Below are 17,989 nucleotides of genomic sequence, written 5' to 3'. Positions count from 1 at the left end.
ACGGACACCCCGCCGCGGCCGCTCCGGGTCACTTGACCGCGAGCTTCGCCAGGTCGAGGCGCGAGTTGCCGCCGTCGACCGGGAAGCCCGTCACGCCGGAGCGCACCGCGGTGATCTCGGTCGCCGTGTAGAGCCACTCGCCGGCCGCGTCCTCGCTGACGATGCGTGCAGCCTTGCGGAGTGCCTCGGTCTTCGTGGCCTCGTCGGTCGCCGCGATCGACTGGGCGTAGAGGGCCTGCACCTTCGGGTTGTCGTAGCCGAAGTAGTAGTCCGGGTTCGCCCAGTTGCCGAAGTCACGGGCCTCGACGTGGTCGACCATCGACAGGTCGAAGTCCCGCTCGCCGGACTTCGGTGCCTGGAACACGGAGGACAGCCAGGTGGCGAAGTCGACGCGCTTGACCGTCAGGGTGATCCCGACGTCGGCGAGCTGCGACTTCAGCACGTCGCCGATCGTGGTCGGGTAGATGTTCGCGTAGGTGAGCGTCAGCTTCAGGTCCTGCTGGCCGGCGGCGGCCAGGAGCTTCTTGGCGTTCGCGGGGTCGTACGCGTCGATGTCGGTCAGGTCCTCGTAGCCGGGGTCGAGCTCCGGGATCGGGCCGCCCTGCTCCACGCCGGTGCCGCCGATCGCCTTGATGAGCGCCTTCGCGTCGATCGCCTGCCGAATGGCCCGTCGCACGCGCTCGTCCGTGAACGGTTCCTTGCGGTTGTTGAACGCCAGCGTGTACTTGTCGGTCGTCTTGCCGCTGTGCAGCGCGATGTCGGCGTTGCCCTGCAGCTGGCTCTTGAGCGTGCCGTCGACCGGGTTCAGGACGTCGAGGTCACCGTTCGCCATCGCGTTGACGGCGGTCGACGGGTCCGTGATGTACCGGAAGACGATCTTCGCGACCTTCGCCTTCGTGCCCCAGTAGTCCTCGTTGCGGTCGAAGGTGAGCGAGTCGCCCTGCTTCCAGCTCGCGACCTCGAACGGACCGGTGCCGTTGGCGCTGTCGGACAGGTCGTTGTCGGCCGCCTTCTCGAGCACCAGGCCCGAGCGGCCGGTCAGGTTCCAGAGCAGGTCGGAGTCCGGCTTCGCCAGTTGCAGCACGACGGAGTCGTCCGACGGCGAGGTGATCGACGTGACGCCCGCGAGCTTGGCCGAGTCGACGTACGAGTCGTTCGACTTGACCTGCTCGAGCGACCAGACGACGTCGGCTGCGGTGACCGGCTTGCCGTCCTGGAACGTCGTGCCGTCCCGCAGCGTGAACGTGTAGGTCAGGCCGTCCTTCGAGACCTCGTGCGACGAGGCCAGCACGTCACGGATCTCGCCGTCGGCGGTCCGGCCGACGAGCCCCTGGTACACGTTGTCGATGAGCACCTGGTCGAGCGCCGCCCCGGACTGGGTGCGGATGTCGAGACTCGTCGGCTCGAGCACCAGCCCGACGCGCACCGTGGCGTCCTTGCCGCCGGTGGTGTCGGACGAGCCGGAGCAGCCGGCCAGCGCCAGGGCGGAGACGACGGCGATCGCGGTGGCGGCGAGGGCAGCGCGCCCGATGCGCGAGGTGCGCGCGGTGCGACGGGGCAGGAGCGGACTCATGGGGTGGTGGGTTCCTTCCGGGCACGAGGGCTGGGATCGGGCCTCGCGCTCGCACGAGGGTACCGGCGGCTGGTGCCGTCCGGCGACGGTTCTTCGATCGGGTGCAACAATCCGTGCCGCTCCGCCCATGCCCGGATCGCCGAAGCCAGTTCGAGGGGTGCCTGGTTCTGCACCGCGTGCCGCGAGGTGACCGTCACGATCTCGGCGTCCGGCAGACGTTCGGCGAACCCGGCGTGCAGCTTCGGGGAGACGTACCCGCGGTCACCCCGGACGAGCAGGATCGGCACGCGCAGGGCCTCGAGGTCGGGCCACGCATCGGCGAAGCGTCCCACCGACGACGTCCGCCCGGCGGGCAGGTGCGGGAAGTGGTGACGGCGAACGAGTCGCCCGTCCGCACCGAGGGCCGTCGTGTGCCGGGCCTCACGGAGCAGCACCTGCCGGTCGTCGCCGACCCGCGCCTCGATCGCCCGGTCGACGACCTGCTCGAGCGACTCGAACGGCTCCTCGGCCTCGAGCGCGCGGGCGATCCGGTCGACCGCGCGCTGCGCGAAGTCCGGCGACATGTCGACGAGCACGAGCCCGGTGACCCGCTCCGGCGCGGTGGCCGCGAGCCGAGCGGACAGGATGGCACCGAGCGAGTGCCCGACGACGATCCCCGGCGGCACCGCGAGCGCGTCGAGCGCGGCGAGCACGCTCGGCGCCGTCGCGGCCGCCGCGTAGTCGGCGTCCTCCCGCCACGACGACCGGCCGTGGCCGGGCAGGTCGAGGGCGACCGACGGCTCGCCCACGGCGAGTGCCGTGGTGTCGAAGCTGTGGGCGTCGATGCCGAGCCCGTGCAGGTAGGTGATCCGGGCCTCCTGGCCGTCGTCGCCCCACCGGATCGCGGAGATATCCTGCCCGTCCGCGGTGCGGACCACCTGCCTGGAGGCGCGGAGCGGCGCGGTCACGCCGCTCGCGCTGGCGAGGGCGGTCAGGTCGGCGAATTCGTCGTCGGGGGCTTCGGACACGGGGACGATCCTCGCACCGTTCCGCGGGCCTGGAGACGTTAGGTAAGGCATGCCATACTCGATTCCGTGGCAACCCGGTATCGCGTCTTCTCCGTCCGTGTGGCCGCCGTCACGTCGCTCACCCCGAACTTCGTCCGGGTCACGCTGACGGGCGACGCGCTCGCCGACTTCTCCTCGGTCGGTCTCGACCAGCGGATCAAGATCGTGCTGCCCCTGCCCGGCATCGGCTTCTCCGAACTGCCGGAGGACGAGGACTGGTACACCGCCTGGCGCGCGCTGCCGGACGACGCCCGCAACCCCCTCCGCACGTACACGGTCCGCTCGTTCCGGCCGGACGCCCGCGAACTCGACATCGACTTCGTCGCGCACGGCGACACCGGTCCGGCGTCGCGCTGGGTGTCGGCCTGCCGCGTGGGTGACGAGCTGCGCATCGTCGGGCCGCGGGTTCCCGAGTCGCCGGAGGACCTGCCGACCGGTGCCGCCGAGTTCGCTCCCGGGCACGCGAACCGGATCCTGCTCGCCGGGGACGAGACCGCCGCACCCGCCATCTGCGCCATCCTCGAAGCCCTCGACGTCTCGACTGTCGGCCACGTCTTCATCGAGGTGCCCACCGACGCCGACCGGCTGCCGGTCACCGCGCCCGCCGGGGTCGAGGTCCGCTGGATCGCCCGCAACGGCGCCACCCACGGGGTCCGGATGACCGACCAGGTGCACGCCTGGGCCTCCACCGTCGCGCCGTCGTCCGCCGCGTGCGAGCCGGCCGTCGAGCTCACCGACGTCGACGTCGACGAGCAGGTGCTGTGGGACGTCCCCGCGCCCGTCGACGAGCGCCCCGTCTACGCGTGGATCGCGGGTGAGGCCGGCTGCGTCAAGGAACTCCGCCGCCACCTGGTGCGCGGCGTCGGCATCGACCGCAAGCAGGTCGCGTTCATGGGCTACTGGCGGCACGGCAAGGCCGAGCACTGATGCCGACCTCGGGCACCGCGCTCGGTCCGGTCCCGACCACCGCGCTGGGGGCCCGTGGGCTGACCCTGGCGTACGACGACCGGGTCGTGGTGGACACGCTCGACGTCGACATCCCCGACGGCGAACTCACGGTCATCGTCGGTCCGAACGCCTGCGGCAAGTCGACGCTGCTGAAGTCCTTCGCCCGCACCCTGAAGCCGCGTGCCGGCACGGTCTTCCTCGACGGGGCGCCGATCGACTCGTACCGCCCGAAGGCCGTCGCCCGGCGGGTCGGCATGCTCCCGCAGACCCCGATCGCCCCCGACGGCATCACCGTGCGTGACCTGGTGTCCCGGGGCCGGTTCCCGCACCAGGACCTGCTGCACCCGTCCTCCGGGTCCGACCGGCAGGCCGTGCAGGCCGCACTCGAGCAGACGTCGACGGCGGAACTGGCGGACCGGAGCGTCGACGAGCTCTCCGGCGGGCAGCGGCAGCGGGTGTGGATCGCGATGGTGCTCGCGCAGCAGACCGACATCGTGCTGCTCGACGAGCCGACGACGTTCCTCGACATCGCCCACCAGTACGACGTGCTCGAACTGGCCTCCACGCTGCACGCCGCCGGTCGCACGGTCGTCGCGGTGCTGCACGACCTGAACCAGGCCGCGCGCTACGCCACCCACGTCATCGCGATGCGCGACGGGGCGATCGTCTCGGCGGGGAAGCCGTCGTCGGTGCTCACCGCGGACCTCGTCGAGGACGTCTTCGGCCTGCCGTGCGTCGTCGTCCCCGACCCCGAGACCGGCACTCCGCTCGTGGTGCCGCGGCGGCGCGCGGCCTGACCCACGGGCCGGCTGGCTCCGGGCCGGGCCGAGGTCGCACGATCTGCCGCTTGCTCGGCGTCGGGACGACGGTTCGCGCGACCGCGGCGACGCGCACGCGGCGTGTCGCGCGACTTCGGTCACGTGCCGTCGCCGAGTGGTCACGACTCGTCGTGGGCCGGGCGCCGAGTGGTCACGAACCGTCGGCTGGCGGCGCCGCAGGCGACGGTCTGCGACCGCGTGCCGCGGGGTAGGCGGGGTGTTGTGACCGGCCGGCGCGTGCAGTGGGCGTGGGGCGCGGCGGCCTGGAGGCTCGGGGCGGCGCCGCCACGCGCCTCCAGGCTGTCGACTGGTCGCGTCTCGTCGCCTGGCCGCCCGCCGCCGAGTGGTCACGACTCGTCGTCGGCCGCGCGCCGAGCGGTCACGAACTGTCGGCTGGCGGCGCCGCAGGCGACGGTCTGCGACCGCTCGCCGCGCGCCCGGCGGGGTGTTGCGACCGGCGGGCGGGCGCGGTGGACGTGGGGCCCGGCGGCCTGGAGGCTCGGGGCGGCGGCGCCACGCGCCTCCAGGCCGTCGATCGGTCGCGTCCCGTCGCCTGGCCGGCCCGCCGCCGAGTGGTCACGAACTGTCGGCTGGCGGCGCCGCAGGCGACGGTCTGCGACCGCTCGCCGGGCGCCCGGCGGGGTGTTGCGACCGGCGGGCGGGCGCGCCGAGGTCGCACGATCTGCCGCCTGCCCGGCGTCGGGGCGACAGTTCGCGCGACCACGACGATGCGCACGCGGCGTGTCGTGCGACCGCAGCACACCCGCCCCGCCCCGCTCCCGCCCCGCACCCGCCCCCGTCAGCGGTAGCCGCCGTCCTCCAGGCCGGCCTCGACCTCGAACCGGTTCCGCAGGGGATCCCGCCCGGCGACGGCGTAGAGCAGCGGCATGAGCATCCCGTACCGGCGCCACTGCTCGACGTGCACCCGCTCGTGCCGGAGCACCCGCGGGCCGTCGTTGTCGCGGGTCAGGTACACCGAACCGACGCAGGTGCCGCCGCGCCGGAACACCCAGCGCGGCAGCCCCGTGCAGACGACGAGCCCGTCCTCCACCCGGATCCGCCCAGTCGACAGGGGGACGCCCACGGCGAGCCCGACGGCGGTCGCGAACACCCACCCCGCACGGGACACGGGGGAGTCGAGCAGCGGGTTGCGCACGCTCAGGCCGGGCGGCCGTACGTCTCGAGCAGGCGGAGCCAGATCTCGTTCATCGTTGGGTACGCCGGCACCGCGTGCCACAGGCGGTCGATCGGGACCTCGCCCACGACGGCGACGGTGGCGCCGTGCAGCATCTCGGCGACGTCCTGGCCGACGAACGTGACGCCCACGACGACCCCGCGGTCCTCGTCGACGACCATCTTCGCGCGGCCCGTGTAGCCGTCGGCCTGCAGCGAGGACCCGGCGATCGCACCGAGGTCGTACTCGACCGCGCGGACGTTCAGCCCCTGCTCGCGGGCCTTCGCCTCGGTCAGGCCGACGCTCGCGACCTCGGGGTCGGTGAAGGTGACCTGCGGCGAGGCTGCGTGGTCGGCGGTGGCGACGTGTGCACCCCACGGCTCGGTGTGCAGCGGCGTGCCCTGGTACCGGGCCGCGATCGCCTCGCCGGCGGCACGCGCCTGGTACTTGCCCTGGTGGGTGAGCAGGACGCGGTGGTTGACGTCACCCACGGCGTACAGCCAGTCGGTGCCGTGCACGAGCATGGTGTCGTCGACGTCGAGCCAGTCGCCCGCGGTCAGGCCGACGGTCTCGAGCCCGAGGTCACGCGTGTGGGCGGCGCGGCCGGTGGCGGCGAGCACCTCGCTCGTGATGACCGTTGTGCCGTCGTCGAGCTCCGTGGTGACGAGACCGTGCTCGTCGCGGTCGACCCGGACCGGGTTGACGCCGGTGCGGACGTCGACGCCGAGTTCGCGCAGGGAGTCGGCGACGAGTTCCCCGGCGAAGGGCTCCATGCCGCCGAGCAGACCGTGCCGGGCGACGAGGGTGACCTTCGCGCCGAGGGAGGCCCACGCGGTCGCGAGCTCCGAGCCGGAGACGCCGCCGCCGATGACGAGCAGGCTCTCGGGGACCTGCTGGGCGCTGGTGCCCTCGCGGGTGCCCCACGGCTTCGCCTCGGCGAGACCGGGCACCGGGGGCAGCGTGTGCAGGGAGCCGGTGACGACCGCGACGGCGGCGCGCGCGGTGTGCGTCTCGCCGTCCACGTCGATGGTCTTCGGGCCGGTGATGCGGGCGTGCCCGCGGATCAGGTCGATGCCGGCGGACTCGAGCCACGAGACCTGGCTGTCGTCCTTCCAGTCGGAGGTGAACGAGTTGCGGCGGGCGAGCACGTGGGCGGCGTCGAGCGTGCCGGTCACGGCCTGCTTCGCACCGTCGAGCCGCTTGGCGGCGGCGAGGGCGTGTCCGCTGCGCAGGAGGGCCTTCGAGGGCATGCACGCCCAGTAGGAGCACTCGCCGCCGACGAGCTCGGCCTCCACGATCGCGACCGACAGGTCGCGCTTCCTGGCGTAGTCCGCCACATTCTCGCCGACAGCGCCGGCTCCGATCACGATGAGGTCGTAGTCCGTCATGCTGCCGAGCGTACGCGGACCGGCAGGGGGTCCGCCGGTCGCGTCGTGCCCGTGGTCAGCCCACCCGGGAGGCGCTGGTCACCGCTCCGACGACGCGCAGGATCACGCCGAGGTCGTCCACCGCCCGGTCCGGGTCGACGGGGGCGAAACCGGTGAGCGCGGCGCCGACGAGGCGGCGGCCGCGCGTCGCGGCCTGGATGCGCTCGACGAGCGCTGCGCCGTCGAGGCCGAACGGGACGGGTTCGAGCAGCCCGTCGACCTCGGACGGGTCGAGGACGTCGAGGTCGACGTGCACGAAGACCGATGCGGCACCGGTCCGCTCGACCGCTGCGGCGAGGGCGTCCGGGGTTGCGGCGTCGACGTCGAGGTGCACGATCCCGGCCTTGTCGAGGGCGGCTCGTTCGGCGTCCTCGACCCCGCGGACCCCGGCGACGACGACCGAGGACGCCGGCACCACCGGCAGTCCGGGGAACAGGTCGTCGGGACGGTCGACCAGCAGGCGCAGGGCGGCGGTCTCGGCGGCGACGGGCTGTGCCCGGTTGAGCGCGCGGTACCCGCTGGACCCGGAGATGCGGACGAACGCGGTGTCCGGTGCGAGGGCAGCGGTCGCGCCGAGGACACTGGCGCCGTCACCGCCGACGACGAGCACCGGTTCGGTGGCGACGGCGGTTTCCTCGGCGACGCGTTCGGCGACGGCGAGCACCGAGGTGTAGCGGGCGACGGCGGTCTCGAGGCGGTCACCCGCTCCGGCCGGGACGTCGACCACGGTGGTGGACGCCCGGGGGAGGTCGGCCGCGATCGCCGACGCACCGTCCCCGAGGCGCATCGCGCGCGACGACGCCGAACCCTGCCACTGACCGACCACGAGGAAGTGCATCGTCTCAGTCTGTCAGCTGGGGTCCGGCGTCGTCAGGGCGTTCGTCAGATGCTCGAGGATCCGCCGGACTTCAGCGCGGCGAGCCGTGCCTCGACCTCGGCGTCCTTGCCGACGTCCTCGAGGCTCTCGAACTGTGCGTCGAGGCTCGACGACTGCAGCTCCTGCTGGCCGAGCACCTTCGCCTCTTCGCGGCGGACCTTCTCCTCGAAGCGGCCGAGGTCGCTCGTCGGGTCGAGCACGTCGATGTTGCCGAGGGCGTCGTTGACGCGGGACTGCGCCTCGGCGGTCTTCGAGCGGGCGACGAGGTTGTCCCGCTTCGCGCGGAGCTGCTCGAGCTTCTGCTCCATGCCGGCGAGACCGGTCTTGAGCTTCTCGACGGCCTCGTTCTGCGACGCCAGGTTCGGCTCCGCGTCCTTGACCTCCTGCTCGGCGGCGATCTGCTTGCCGATCGCGATCTTGGCGAGGTTGTCGAACTTGTCCGCCTCGGCCGACTTGCCCTCGGAGCGGTACTTGTCGGCTGCGGTGGAGGCGTTGGCAGCCTTCTGGCCCCACTCGACCGCGGCCTTCTTGTCCTCTTCGTGGTCCTGCTCGAGCAGGCGCACGTTGCCGATGGTCTGCGCGATCGCGGTCTTCGCGTCGGCGATGTTGTTCGTGTAGTCGCGGACGAGCTGGTCCAGCATCTTCTGCGGGTCCTCGGCGTCGTCGATGATCTGGTTGATGTTCGCGCGCACGAGGGTGGAGATGCGTCCGAAGATGGTCTGCTTGGCCATTGCTGTTCCCTTTCGTGGAAGTCCTGTGGACGGTGTTGTCGGGTCGTGTCTGGTTCTGGGTGCCGGGGGAGCGCGTCGGGTCAGAAGCGGCCGCCGCCGGAGAAGCCGCCGCCGTAGCTGCCGCCGCGACCGCCGAGCAGGCCGCCGAGGACGAGTCCGGTGACGAGGCCGCCGAGCTGGGCGCCGCCTCCGCCACCGCCCTGGCCGCCACCCCAGCCGCCGAGGTCGTCGTTGGCGGCGTCCATCGCGGCGGCCGCGTACTGCTCGGCCGCGCGGGCGGCGTTGAGCGCCTGGCCGGGGTTGCTCGGGGCGAGTTCGACGGCGTCGTCGTAGGCGCGCTGGGCCTCGGACAGCCGGGTCCGGGCGGTCGGGCCGATGCCGCCGCGGTGCAGTGAGACGTAGTCGCGGGCCTGGCTGATCCGGTTCCGGGCGTCGCGCAGGGCCGCGTCGAGCGCCTGGGTGGCGCGCTGGCGCTGTTCCTCAGCACCCCGTGCCGCGGCGATGGCCTGGTCGATCTCGGTGTTCGCCCGGGTCAGCGCGTCGACGGCCGCCACGGGGTCCTTCGGGTCGAGCCCCTGGCGGAGCACGGCCTCGGCGCGGGTGACCGCGGCGGCGAGGTCCGGCCCGCCCGAGCGCAGGCTGCGGGCGGCGGCGACGTCGCCCTGGATGTCGATGCGCATCGCCTCGGCGCGGGCGGTGGCCTCGTCGAAGGACTGCTCGGCGGCGAGTGCGCCGTCGGTGAGCTGCTGCACCTGGGCGAGCGCGTGCTGGGCGTCGCGCACGGCGACGACCGCCTCGCCCTTGTCGCCGGCGGCGATGGAGGCGGTGGCGGCGTTCGAGCGTTCGGTGGCGAAGGCGAGCACCTGGTGGGCCTGGTCGACGTTGTTCGCCACGGTGGCGAGGGTGCGGCCGGTGTAGCGGGCGCGGACGCGGTCGAGCGCAGCGGCGGCGGCTCCGACCGAGGCCGGTGCGGCGGCCACGGCCTGGGCGAGCGATGCGGCGGCGTCCTCGATGCCGTCCTCGAGCGAGCGGAGCTGGTCGAACGCCTCGGTCTGCTCCTCGATCGCGGCGTGCGCACGTTCGCAGATCACGATGATCTGGTTCGCCCACTCGGCGCGCTGCTGCGGAGTGTCGGGGATCTCGTCGTCGAGCTGCTGCCGGATCGTGAAGGCCTTGCGGACCTCGCGCTGGGCGGCCTGCACGGCGTCGGCGAAGGGCTTGGCGGCGTCGGGGCCGAACTGCGCGCTCGCGAACCCGACCTCTTGCTCGGCGGTGCGGAGTTCGTCGTCGATGGTGACCAGGGCGCCGCCGGCGGTGCGTTCGAGGTCGGCGAGCGAGGCTTCCTGCGCCTTGGTCGCCGCGGCGGTGCGGCGCTTGTTGCGGGTCCGGATGACCAGGACCACGACGACGAGCCCGACGACCACGACGAGCAGCAGGATCCACAGCCAGGTGAGGTCCACCGGGGCCTGCGACTGGGTCAACCCGTCGGCGAAGGCCACGGCGGCGCCGGCCCAGTCGCCCTGCTTGAGCTCGGGGAGCAGCGAGTCGTTGACGGCGTTCTCCACGTCGGACGAGGAGATCGCGGTCTCGTTCGTCTGCTGCACGTCGTAGTTCCGCTCGTCGACCGCGACCGAGAGCAGGATGCCGTCGGTGTCGATCTGGTTCTGCTCGAGCACGGCCCGGCCCCACTCGGTGTGGTCGGTGGGGTCGGTGAAGGACGGCACGAACACGACGTACAGCTGCGTCTGGGTCTCGGAGTACAGGTCCTGCACGGCCTGCTCGACCTTCGACTGCTGGGATGCGGTCAGCGCGTCGGCCTCGTCGAGGACGTACGCGCCGCCCAGGTCGACGGGCGCCGTGGCGTGGGCGGTCGCTGCCGGAGCCAGGACGATCAGCGTCGCGACGAGGGCGGCCATCACACGGCTCCACAGCCGCGTTGTCCCCCTGTGCCCGCTCGATCCGTCCGTGCCCGATCCGTGCTGGACCGCTCGCATCCGTCCTCCGTCCGTCGCCGGCCGGTACCCCGTGGCACCGCACCGGACCGCGCCACGAGTGCGCTGTCGCCCGGAGTCTATCCAGGCCACGCAGGGGCACCGCCAGACTCTGGGGGAACGCTCCGGACCGTGCTTCCTGTGGACGTCTTGTCCCCCGTACCGGGGTATGCTGGCGCCACTGTTCGAGGATGAACGGAAGGGGAAGAACGATGGAACGCACCACGAGCACCGAGGTCGTCCCGCTCGAGGACGGCTACCACCGGGTGTCGACTCCGGCGACGGGTGTGATCGGTTTCGTGCGCGAGCACGATGGCCGTTACGAGGTCCTGCGCGGACGAGTTCGCCAGGCGACCCGCTCCGAGGGGCAGTACAGCACCATGAACGTCGCGCTCATCGCGCTGACGCACGCCTGATCCGCTCTGGGCGCGACCACACGACCGACGGGCGCTGCCCCGGTCGGTGGGTCGCGCCTCCAGACCGTCACGGTGACGCTCCGGACGCCGGCTGCTGACCGCGCGGACGACCGGGAGGCCCTGGTCGCCGCCGTCGTGTCGGCGACCGGCGCCGAGCCGGTCGCGGTGCGCGCGGGGCGCGTCTGCCCGCACTGCGCGGGGACCGACCACGGTCGTCCGTGGGCGACCGTCGCGGGCGTCACGGTCGGCGTGAGCCTGTCGCGCGCACCGGGCGTCGTCGCCCTCGCGGTCGGACCGTCGGCACTCGGTGTCGACGTCGAACGGGTGTCGCGGGTCGCCGCCGCGCCGCTCGATGCATTCACTCCGGGGGAGCTGCTCCGGGCTGACGGAGACCCGGCGCTCCTCGCGGCAGCGTGGGCGGCGAAGGAAGCGGTGCTGAAACGCGACGGACGCGGGCTGCGCGTCGACCCGCTCGCGGTGGAGGTCGACGTGGCCGCCGGTACCGCCCGGTTGGAGGGTGCCGAACAACCGCTCACCGTGCTGTACCCCGCGCCAGATGTGGTGCTCGTGGTGGCGGCGGGTGGCCTGCACGTCGAGGTCGTCGGGGCGGTCAGCGGGGGAGCGTGAGCACCTCGGCGCCGTCCTGGGTGATCGCGATGGTGTGCTCGGTGTGGGCGGTCCGCGCTCCCGTGGCACTCCGGAGGGTCCACCCGTCGGGGTCGGTGACCAGGACGTCGGTGTCCGCCATCACCCACGGTTCGAGCGCGAGCAGGAGCCCGGGCCGGAGCGTGTAGCCGCGGCCGGGGCGCCCGGTGTTCGACACGTGCGGGTCCTGGTGCATGGTCGAGCCGATGCCGTGCCCGCCGAACTCGACGTTCACCGGGTAGCCCGCGGCTTCGAGCACGGTGCCGATCGCGTGGGACAGGTCACCGATGCGGGCGCCCGGTCCGGCGGCGGCGATGCCCGCGGCCAGCGCGCGTTCGGTGGCGTCGATGAGTGCGAGATCCTCGGGGCGTGCGGTACCGACGACGAAGCTGATCGCGGCGTCGGCGGCGATGCCGTCCAGGGACACCGCGAGGTCGAGGGTCAGCAGGTCGCCGTCCTGCAGCACCCGGTCGTGCGGCAGCCCGTGCAGGACGGCGTCGTTCACGGCCGTGCAGATGTGGTGGCCGAACGGGCCGCGGCCGAACGAGGGTGCGTAGTCGACGTAGCAGGAGTCGGCACCGGCGGCCTCGATCATCTGCTTCGCCCACCGGTCGATCTCGAGCAGGTTCGTGCCCACGCGGGTGCGTTCGCGCAGGGTCTGCAGGATCGTGCCGACGAGGGCTCCGGTGGCGCGGCCCTTGTCGACCTCGGCGGGGGTCAGGATCTCGATCACGCCGATGATCATACCGGTATTACTATGTGGTCATGGTCCGTCTCCCACTCCGTCCCGACGAGGTCGCACGCGGTCGTCGCCTCGGTGCGTTGCTCCGTCGTGCCCGTGGTCCGCGGTCGATCGTGGACACCGCCCTGGCCGCGGGGATCTCGCCGGAGACGCTCCGGAAGATCGAGACCGGTCGCATCGCGACGCCGGCGTTCTCGACGATCGCGTCGGTCGCGGGCGTGGTCGGATTGTCGCTCGACGCGGTGTGGTCCGAGGTCAGCTGCGACCCGGCGGACGGCGAGCTGGCGGGCTAGCCGGCGCGGCGGCGGAGCCTGCTGGCCGACGCGGCGGCGGAGCCTGCTGGCCAACGCGGCGGCGCCTGCTAGCCAGCGGGCAGTGCCGGCACCGACGCCTCGTCGATCCAGGGCCCGGTCACCGCACCGACGTCCGCGACGGAGCGGTCGGCGGCGTCCGCGAACGCACGGAGCACGTCGGGCACGGCCACGGATCCGTGTCGGTGCCGCTCGGTGATGCTCCGCAGCCCGGCGAAGAAGGCGTCGTCGCCGAACGTGCGGCGGACGGCGTGCAGGGCGAGGGCGCCGCGCTTGTAGACGCGGTCGTCGAACATGTCCTTCGCGCCGGGGTCACCGACGACCAGGTCCTCCGGCTGTTCGAGCAGTCCCTGCCGGTACCGCTCGGCCAGCTGGTCGGCGGTGTCTTCGCCGCGGTCCTCGGACCACAGCCACTCGGCGTAGCAGGCGAACCCCTCGTGCAGCCAGATGTCCTGCCACCGGGTGACCGTGACGGAGTTGCCGAACCACTGGTGGGCGAGCTCGTGGGCGATGAGGCGGTCGGTGCCGTGCTCGCCGTCGACGTGGTTCCGGCCGAACACCGCCAGGCCGTGGGCCTCGAGCGGGATCTCCAGGTCGTCGTCGGTCACCACGACGCCGTACGCCGCGAACGGGTACGGGCCGAACCGGTCACCGAACAGCGCGAGCATCTCCGGCACCTGGCCGAAGTCGGTCTTCACGGCGGCGGCGAGGTCGGCGGGGTGGTGCAGCGTGACGGGGACCCCGCTCGTGCGCAGCTTCGTGGTGCGGTACCGGCCGATCTGCACGGTCGCCAGGTAGGTCGCCATCGGCTCGGTGGTGGAGTAGGTCCAGCGGGTGCCGACGCGGTCGCGCTCCTTGGCGAGCAGCTCCCCGTTCGCCAGGACGTCGTACGCCGCCTCGGCCGCGATCTCGATCCGGTACGTGGCCTTGTCGTCGGGGCGGTCGTTGCACGGGAACCACGACGGCGCTCCCGTGGGCTGCGCGGCGACGATGACGCCGTCGGACAGTTCTTCCCAGCCGAGCTGCCCCCACGCACTCCGGACGGGGTGCGGGGTGCCGCGGTACCGCAGGTGCACGCTGAACACGGTGTCCGCGGCGATGGGTTCGGCCGGGGTGACCGTCACCTTGTGCGTCGCGGTCGAGACCTTCTTGGCCCGGTGTCCGTCGACGTCGACCCGGTCGACCGTGAGCCCGTGCAGGTCGATCACGACCTTGTCGAGCGGCTCGAGGGCACGCGCGGTGATCGTGGCGGTGCCGTCCAGGCGGTTCGTGGCGACGCGGTAGTCGAGACGGAGCTCGTAGTGCTCGGCACTCCACCGTCGGTCGCCGCTGTGCGGGGTGTACGGGTCTGCGGCGGGATCGGAGGGCACGGGGACAGTCAACCTCATGGCGCCGGTGGGGCTGTCACCGACGGGGCTGCCGATGTCCACGGAGCGATCGGGTTGCCGGACCAGCGGGAACCCGTCGGCACCTGCTCACCGCGCATCACGAGCGAGGACGGCCCGACGGTCGCCCCGGCACCGATGCCGGCCGCCGGCAGGACCACGCTGTGCGGCCCGAGCGTCGCACCCGCGTCGATCCGGACGGTGTCGAGCTGCATCACGCGGTCGTGGAACAGGTGCGTCTGCACGACCGTCCCGCGTGCCACCGACGCCCCGGAGCCGATGGTGACCAGGTCGGCCTCGGGCAGCCAGTACGTCTCGAGCCAGGTGCCGCGGCCGATCGTCGCACCGAGGCTCCGCAGCCAGACGGCCAGCGCGGGGGTGCCGGTGGCCTGCTCGGCGAACCAGGGCCGCGCGACGGTCTCGACGAAGGTGTCCTGCACCTCGTTGCGCCACACGAACGACGACCAGAGCGGGTGCTCCCGGGCGGTGATCCGACCGACGAACGCCCACTTCGCGATCGTCGAGACCACGGCGGCGACGGCACCAGCGGCGATGAGCACCGGTCCGGCGAGCAGCACCGTCCACCCGATCCCGACGGCCGACCAGAGCGCCAGCAGTGCTCCGGCCACGCCGAGCGCGATGGCGGCGGAGACCATCGGGGCCACCAGGCGCAGCAGCTCCCAGCAGCCGCGGGCGACCTTGAGCCGCCTGGACGGGCGGAACGTGCGCGCCTCGTCGAACTCCGTCGCCGCGCGCCGCAGCCGCACCGGGGGCGACCCGAGCCACGACGACCCGCGCTTGGCCTTCTTCGGCACCGCGGACAGCACCGCCACCAGGGCCTCGCGCGGCACCGAGCGTCCGGCCCCCGTCATGCCGCTGTTGCCGAGGAACGCCCGACGGCCGACCTTCGAACGACCGATCCGCACCCGACCGCCGCCGAGCTCGTACGTCGCCACCATCGTGTCGTCGGCCAGGAACGCCCCCGACGCGATCTGCGTCAACGCCGGGATGAGCAGCACCGTCGAGATCTCGGTGTCCCGACCGACCCGGGCGCCGAGCAGCCGCAGCCACACCGGCGTCACGAGCGAGGCGTACAGCGGGAACAGCAGGGTGCGCGCCGCGTCGAGCACCCGCTCGGTCGACCACACCTGCCAGCCGATCCGGGAGCGCACCGGGTGCCGTCCCTCGTGCAGGCCGATGCCGAGCAGCCGCACCGCGACCACCACCAGCAGCGCGTACACCGCACCGGCGACGACCGTCGCCAGGGGGACCGTCACCAGCGCACGGAGCACCGCGTCGCCCAGGGTCGACGCCCGCCCGACCAGGGCGAGGGCGACCAGCAGGCCGACCACGACACCGACCACCGGCAACCCGGCCACGGCCAGGGACCCGGCCCCGTACGCGAGCAGCCAGCGTCGTCGGGTCGCGGGGCGGGCCTCCCGGTCGTCACGAGCCGACCCGGTGCGCTCCGCAGGTGCCCCTGCCCAGCGTTCGCCCGCGGGCACCGGGCCGCCGACGGCGGAACCCGCCGTGATCTCGGCACCCGCACCGACGTGCGCCCCCGGCAGCAGCGTCGTCCGGCTGCGCACCACGGCGTCCTCGTCGATGCGGACGTGCCCCAGATGGAACACGTCGCCGTCGAGCCAGTGCCCGGCCAGGTCGACCTCGGGCTCGATCGAGGCGCGCTTGCCGATCGTGAGCATCCCGGTCACCGGCGGCAGCGTGTGCAGGTCGACGTCCCTGCCGATCCGCGCGCCGAGGGCCCGGGCGTAGTAGCTGATCCACGGGGCGCCCGCCGTCGAGGGGCCGTCGACCGCCTCGGCGATGCGCTCGGCCAGCCACACCCGCAGGTGCACGGAACCGCCACGGGGGTACGACCCGGGCCGGACCCCGGCGAGCAGCAGCCGCGCGAGCACCACCGTCAGCGCCATCTTGCCGATCGGCGTCACGAACACCAGGAGCGCCAGCACCAGCACCGGCCAGGGCAGCACCGGCAGGAACGGCAGCGTCGTCGCGTGCAGCACCGCGGCCACCAGGGCCGTCCACGTCAGCACCCGCAGCCCCCGGAGCACCTGCACCGGCAGCCCGAGCAGCGTCATCAGCAGCCCCGTCGCCGGAGGGACCGGGGTGACGTCGCGCGACGACGCCTCGACCGGGCCGGACTCGTCCAGCGCCGCCGCCAACGCCCCGATCCGCGGGTGGTCGTACACGTCCGCCACCGTCGTCGTCGGGAACCGCTCCCGGATGGCCGACACCAGCTGCGCCGCCGTCAACGACCCACCGCCGTGCGCGAAGAAGTCGTCGTCGACGCTCGCCACCGGCACCCCCAGGATCGCCGACCACCGCTCGGCGATCCACGCCACCGTGTCCGGCAGCATCGCCGCGTCCGAGGCACCGGGCAACGGCCACGGCAGCGCCGCGCGGTCGACCTTGCCCGACGTCCGCGTCGGCAGCGACTCCACCACGGCCACCAACGGCACCAACGCCGCCGGCAGCTCCTGCCGCAACCGGGCGTTCGCCGCAGCCACGTCCACCGTCGCCCCGGCCACCGGAGCCACGTACCCGACCAGCACCTGGTTGCCCGCCGGGGTCCGCTGCACCACCGCGGCCCCACCCGCCACGTCGTCCAGGGCCTGCAGCGCCGCGTCGATCTCCCCGAGTTCGATCCGCCGGCCACCGAGCTTCACCTGGTCGTCCGCACGCCCCTGGAAGACCAGCCCCTCGGGCTCGTACCGCACCAGGTCACCGCTCCGGTACGCCCGCTCCCACCCGAGCTCCGGGAACGGCGCGTACTTCTCCGCGTCCTTCGCCGGGTCCAGGTACCGCCCCAGCCCGACGCCACCGATCACGAGCTCACCGACGCCGCCCGGCTCCACCCGTTGTCCGGCACCGTCCACCACGGCCAGGTCCCACCCGTCCAGCGGCAGCCCGATCCGGATCGGCTGGCTCCCGTCGAGCAGGGACCCGCACGCCACCACCGTCGCCTCGGTCGGCCCGTACGTGTTCCACACCTCACGGTCACGACTCGCGATGCGCGCCGCCAGCTCCGGCGGGCACGCCTCACCACCGAAGATCACCAGCCGCACCTGCTCCAGCGCATCGTCCGGCCACAACGCCGCCAGCGTCGGCACCGTCGACACCACCGTGATCGTGTGCGCGATGAGCCACGGCCCCAGGTCCACCCCCGTCCGCACCAACGACCGGGGTGCCGGCACCAGCGCGGCGCCGTGCCCCCACGCCAACCACATCTCCTCGCACGACGCGTCGAACGCCACGCTCAGCCCCGCCAGCACCCGGTCACCCGGACCGATCGGCGCCGCCTGCAGGAACATCCGCGCCTCGGCGTCCACGAACGCCGCTGCACTGCGGTGGGTGACCGCCACACCCTTCGGGACCCCGGTCGACCCGGACGTGAAGATGATCCACGCGTCGTCGGTCTCACGGGGGAGTTCGGCGCTCGCCGTAGGGTCCGTCACCGGCAGCTCCGTGCCGTCGCGGTCGCGCAGGACACCGCCCGCGCCGATCACCCCGACGACACCGGCCTCGCCGAACACCAGGGTGGCGCGCTCCTCGGGGTCGTCCGCGTCGACCGGCACGTACGCGGCTCCGGCGGCGAGCACGGCGAGGATCGACAGGTACAGGTCACGCCCGCCGGAGGGGATCCGCACCCCGACCCGGTCGCCCCGTCGGACACCGCGGCGGGCCAGATCGTCGGCCTGCGCGCGCACGAGGTCGAGCAGGGCGGCGTAGTCGACGCTGCCGGCGGGGTCCTCGAGCGCCGTCGCGTCCGGGTGGGTCGCCGCGGTCGCCGCCAGGACGTCGAACAGGGTCCGTGGGGCGGGTGCGTCGCCCCCGCGGGCGAGTTCGAGCTGCGCGTTCCCGGTGCCGATGGTCATCGAGGCCTC

The 17,989-nt window shown here is 73.2% G+C and carries 15 protein-coding genes; 5 read left to right on the top strand and 10 right to left on the bottom strand.

Annotated elements, in window-relative coordinates:
• Positions 1 to 28 precede the first annotated feature (28 nt).
• A complete protein-coding gene (locus DEJ11_RS10680; RefSeq protein ID WP_111103404.1) occupies positions 29 to 1,573 on the bottom strand; it encodes an ABC transporter substrate-binding protein in 1,545 nt (514 codons plus the stop codon).
• Entirely contained in the window at positions 1,570 to 2,580 is a 1,011-nt protein-coding gene (locus tag DEJ11_RS10675) for an alpha/beta fold hydrolase (RefSeq protein ID WP_181440818.1), read from the bottom strand. The genes DEJ11_RS10680 and DEJ11_RS10675 overlap by 4 nt, the downstream gene beginning before the upstream one ends.
• A gap of 66 nt (positions 2,581 to 2,646) precedes the next feature.
• On the opposite strand from DEJ11_RS10675, the gene DEJ11_RS10670 reads away from it, so the two are divergent.
• Both DEJ11_RS10670 and DEJ11_RS10665 read left to right on the top strand, forming a co-directional pair.
• Positions 2,647 to 3,546: a siderophore-interacting protein gene (locus DEJ11_RS10670; protein WP_258375362.1), complete on the top strand. Its 900-nt coding sequence runs from the start codon at positions 2,647 to 2,649 to the stop codon at positions 3,544 to 3,546.
• Positions 3,546 to 4,364, top strand: coding sequence for an ABC transporter ATP-binding protein (locus DEJ11_RS10665; RefSeq protein ID WP_111103401.1), 819 nt, complete (start codon positions 3,546 to 3,548; stop codon positions 4,362 to 4,364). The genes DEJ11_RS10670 and DEJ11_RS10665 overlap by 1 nt, the downstream gene beginning before the upstream one ends.
• Positions 4,365 to 5,184: 820 nt before the next feature.
• Here the strand turns inward: DEJ11_RS10665 and DEJ11_RS10660 are convergent.
• The 5 genes from DEJ11_RS10660 to DEJ11_RS10640 form a co-directional block, all read right to left on the bottom strand.
• Positions 5,185 to 5,541: a Fe-S oxidoreductase gene (locus DEJ11_RS10660; RefSeq protein ID WP_175330772.1), complete on the bottom strand. Its 357-nt coding sequence runs from the start codon at positions 5,539 to 5,541 to the stop codon at positions 5,185 to 5,187.
• Between the two features lie 2 nt (positions 5,542 to 5,543).
• Complete coding sequence (locus tag DEJ11_RS10655) at positions 5,544 to 6,947, bottom strand: dihydrolipoyl dehydrogenase family protein (RefSeq protein ID WP_027465800.1); 1,404 nt, start codon at positions 6,945 to 6,947, stop codon at positions 5,544 to 5,546.
• 55 nt (positions 6,948 to 7,002) lie between these two features.
• Positions 7,003 to 7,824: an arginase family protein gene (locus DEJ11_RS10650; RefSeq protein ID WP_027465799.1), complete on the bottom strand. Its 822-nt coding sequence runs from the start codon at positions 7,822 to 7,824 to the stop codon at positions 7,003 to 7,005.
• Between the two features lie 44 nt (positions 7,825 to 7,868).
• Positions 7,869 to 8,594 carry a PspA/IM30 family protein gene (locus tag DEJ11_RS10645; RefSeq protein ID WP_017885772.1) on the bottom strand — a complete coding sequence of 242 codons (726 nt, stop codon included), beginning with the start codon at positions 8,592 to 8,594 and terminating at the stop codon, positions 7,869 to 7,871.
• A gap of 80 nt (positions 8,595 to 8,674) precedes the next feature.
• On the bottom strand, positions 8,675 to 10,510 hold the full coding sequence (locus DEJ11_RS10640) for a TPM domain-containing protein (protein ID WP_181440794.1): 1,836 nt from the start codon (positions 10,508 to 10,510) through the stop codon (positions 8,675 to 8,677).
• A 287-nt stretch (positions 10,511 to 10,797) separates the two neighbouring features.
• Here DEJ11_RS10640 and DEJ11_RS10635 point away from each other — a divergent pair, with 287 nt between their 5' ends.
• Together DEJ11_RS10635 and DEJ11_RS10630 are read left to right on the top strand one after the other, a co-directional pair.
• Positions 10,798 to 11,001 (top strand): hypothetical protein, encoded by a 204-nt coding sequence (locus DEJ11_RS10635; protein ID WP_017885770.1) that lies wholly within the window; start codon positions 10,798 to 10,800, stop codon positions 10,999 to 11,001.
• Positions 11,002 to 11,073: 72 nt separating this feature from the next.
• On the top strand, positions 11,074 to 11,628 hold the full coding sequence (locus tag DEJ11_RS10630; RefSeq protein ID WP_146250034.1) for a 4'-phosphopantetheinyl transferase superfamily protein: 555 nt from the start codon (positions 11,074 to 11,076) through the stop codon (positions 11,626 to 11,628).
• Here DEJ11_RS10630 and map read toward each other — a convergent pair.
• On the bottom strand, positions 11,612 to 12,379 hold the full coding sequence (map, locus tag DEJ11_RS10625) for a type I methionyl aminopeptidase (protein ID WP_111103106.1): 768 nt from the start codon (positions 12,377 to 12,379) through the stop codon (positions 11,612 to 11,614). The genes DEJ11_RS10630 and map overlap by 17 nt on opposite strands.
• A 32-nt stretch (positions 12,380 to 12,411) precedes the next feature.
• Here map and DEJ11_RS10620 point away from each other — a divergent pair, with 32 nt between their 5' ends.
• The gene (locus DEJ11_RS10620) at positions 12,412 to 12,681 is read left to right on the top strand and encodes a helix-turn-helix domain-containing protein (protein WP_027465796.1); all 270 of its coding nucleotides are present in this window, start codon (positions 12,412 to 12,414) and stop codon (positions 12,679 to 12,681) included.
• Between the two features lie 68 nt (positions 12,682 to 12,749).
• On the opposite strand, the gene DEJ11_RS10615 is transcribed toward DEJ11_RS10620, so the two are convergent.
• Together DEJ11_RS10615 and DEJ11_RS10610 are read right to left on the bottom strand one after the other, a co-directional pair.
• Complete coding sequence (locus tag DEJ11_RS10615; RefSeq protein ID WP_258375323.1) at positions 12,750 to 14,069, bottom strand: M1 family metallopeptidase; 1,320 nt, start codon at positions 14,067 to 14,069, stop codon at positions 12,750 to 12,752.
• 14 nt (positions 14,070 to 14,083) lie between these two features.
• Complete coding sequence (locus DEJ11_RS10610; protein WP_111103089.1) at positions 14,084 to 17,980, bottom strand: Pls/PosA family non-ribosomal peptide synthetase; 3,897 nt, start codon at positions 17,978 to 17,980, stop codon at positions 14,084 to 14,086.
• Between the last annotated feature and the right edge of the window lie 9 nt (positions 17,981 to 17,989).

It is taken from the genome of Curtobacterium sp. MCLR17_058, assembly GCF_003234705.2.
GTDB classification, from domain to species: Bacteria; Actinomycetota; Actinomycetes; order Actinomycetales; family Microbacteriaceae; genus Curtobacterium; species Curtobacterium flaccumfaciens.
This window is presented reverse-complemented; position numbering and strand designations above follow the sequence as displayed.

Coding starts and splice junctions, on each gene's coding strand:
- DEJ11_RS10680 (WP_111103404.1), bottom strand. CDS start 1,573: ATGAGTCCGCTCCTGCCCCGTCGCACCGCGCGCACCTCGCGCATCGGG.
- DEJ11_RS10645 (WP_017885772.1), bottom strand. CDS start 8,594: ATGGCCAAGCAGACCATCTTCGGACGCATCTCCACCCTCGTGCGCGCG.
- DEJ11_RS10640 (WP_181440794.1), bottom strand. CDS start 10,510: ATGGCCGCCCTCGTCGCGACGCTGATCGTCCTGGCTCCGGCAGCGACC.
- DEJ11_RS10620 (WP_027465796.1), top strand. CDS start 12,412: ATGGTCCGTCTCCCACTCCGTCCCGACGAGGTCGCACGCGGTCGTCGC.
- DEJ11_RS10635 (WP_017885770.1), top strand. CDS start 10,798: ATGGAACGCACCACGAGCACCGAGGTCGTCCCGCTCGAGGACGGCTAC.
- DEJ11_RS10655 (WP_027465800.1), bottom strand. CDS start 6,947: ATGACGGACTACGACCTCATCGTGATCGGAGCCGGCGCTGTCGGCGAG.
- DEJ11_RS10650 (WP_027465799.1), bottom strand. CDS start 7,824: ATGCACTTCCTCGTGGTCGGTCAGTGGCAGGGTTCGGCGTCGTCGCGC.
- DEJ11_RS10610 (WP_111103089.1), bottom strand. CDS start 17,980: ATGACCATCGGCACCGGGAACGCGCAGCTCGAACTCGCCCGCGGGGGC.
- DEJ11_RS10665 (WP_111103401.1), top strand. CDS start 3,546: ATGCCGACCTCGGGCACCGCGCTCGGTCCGGTCCCGACCACCGCGCTG.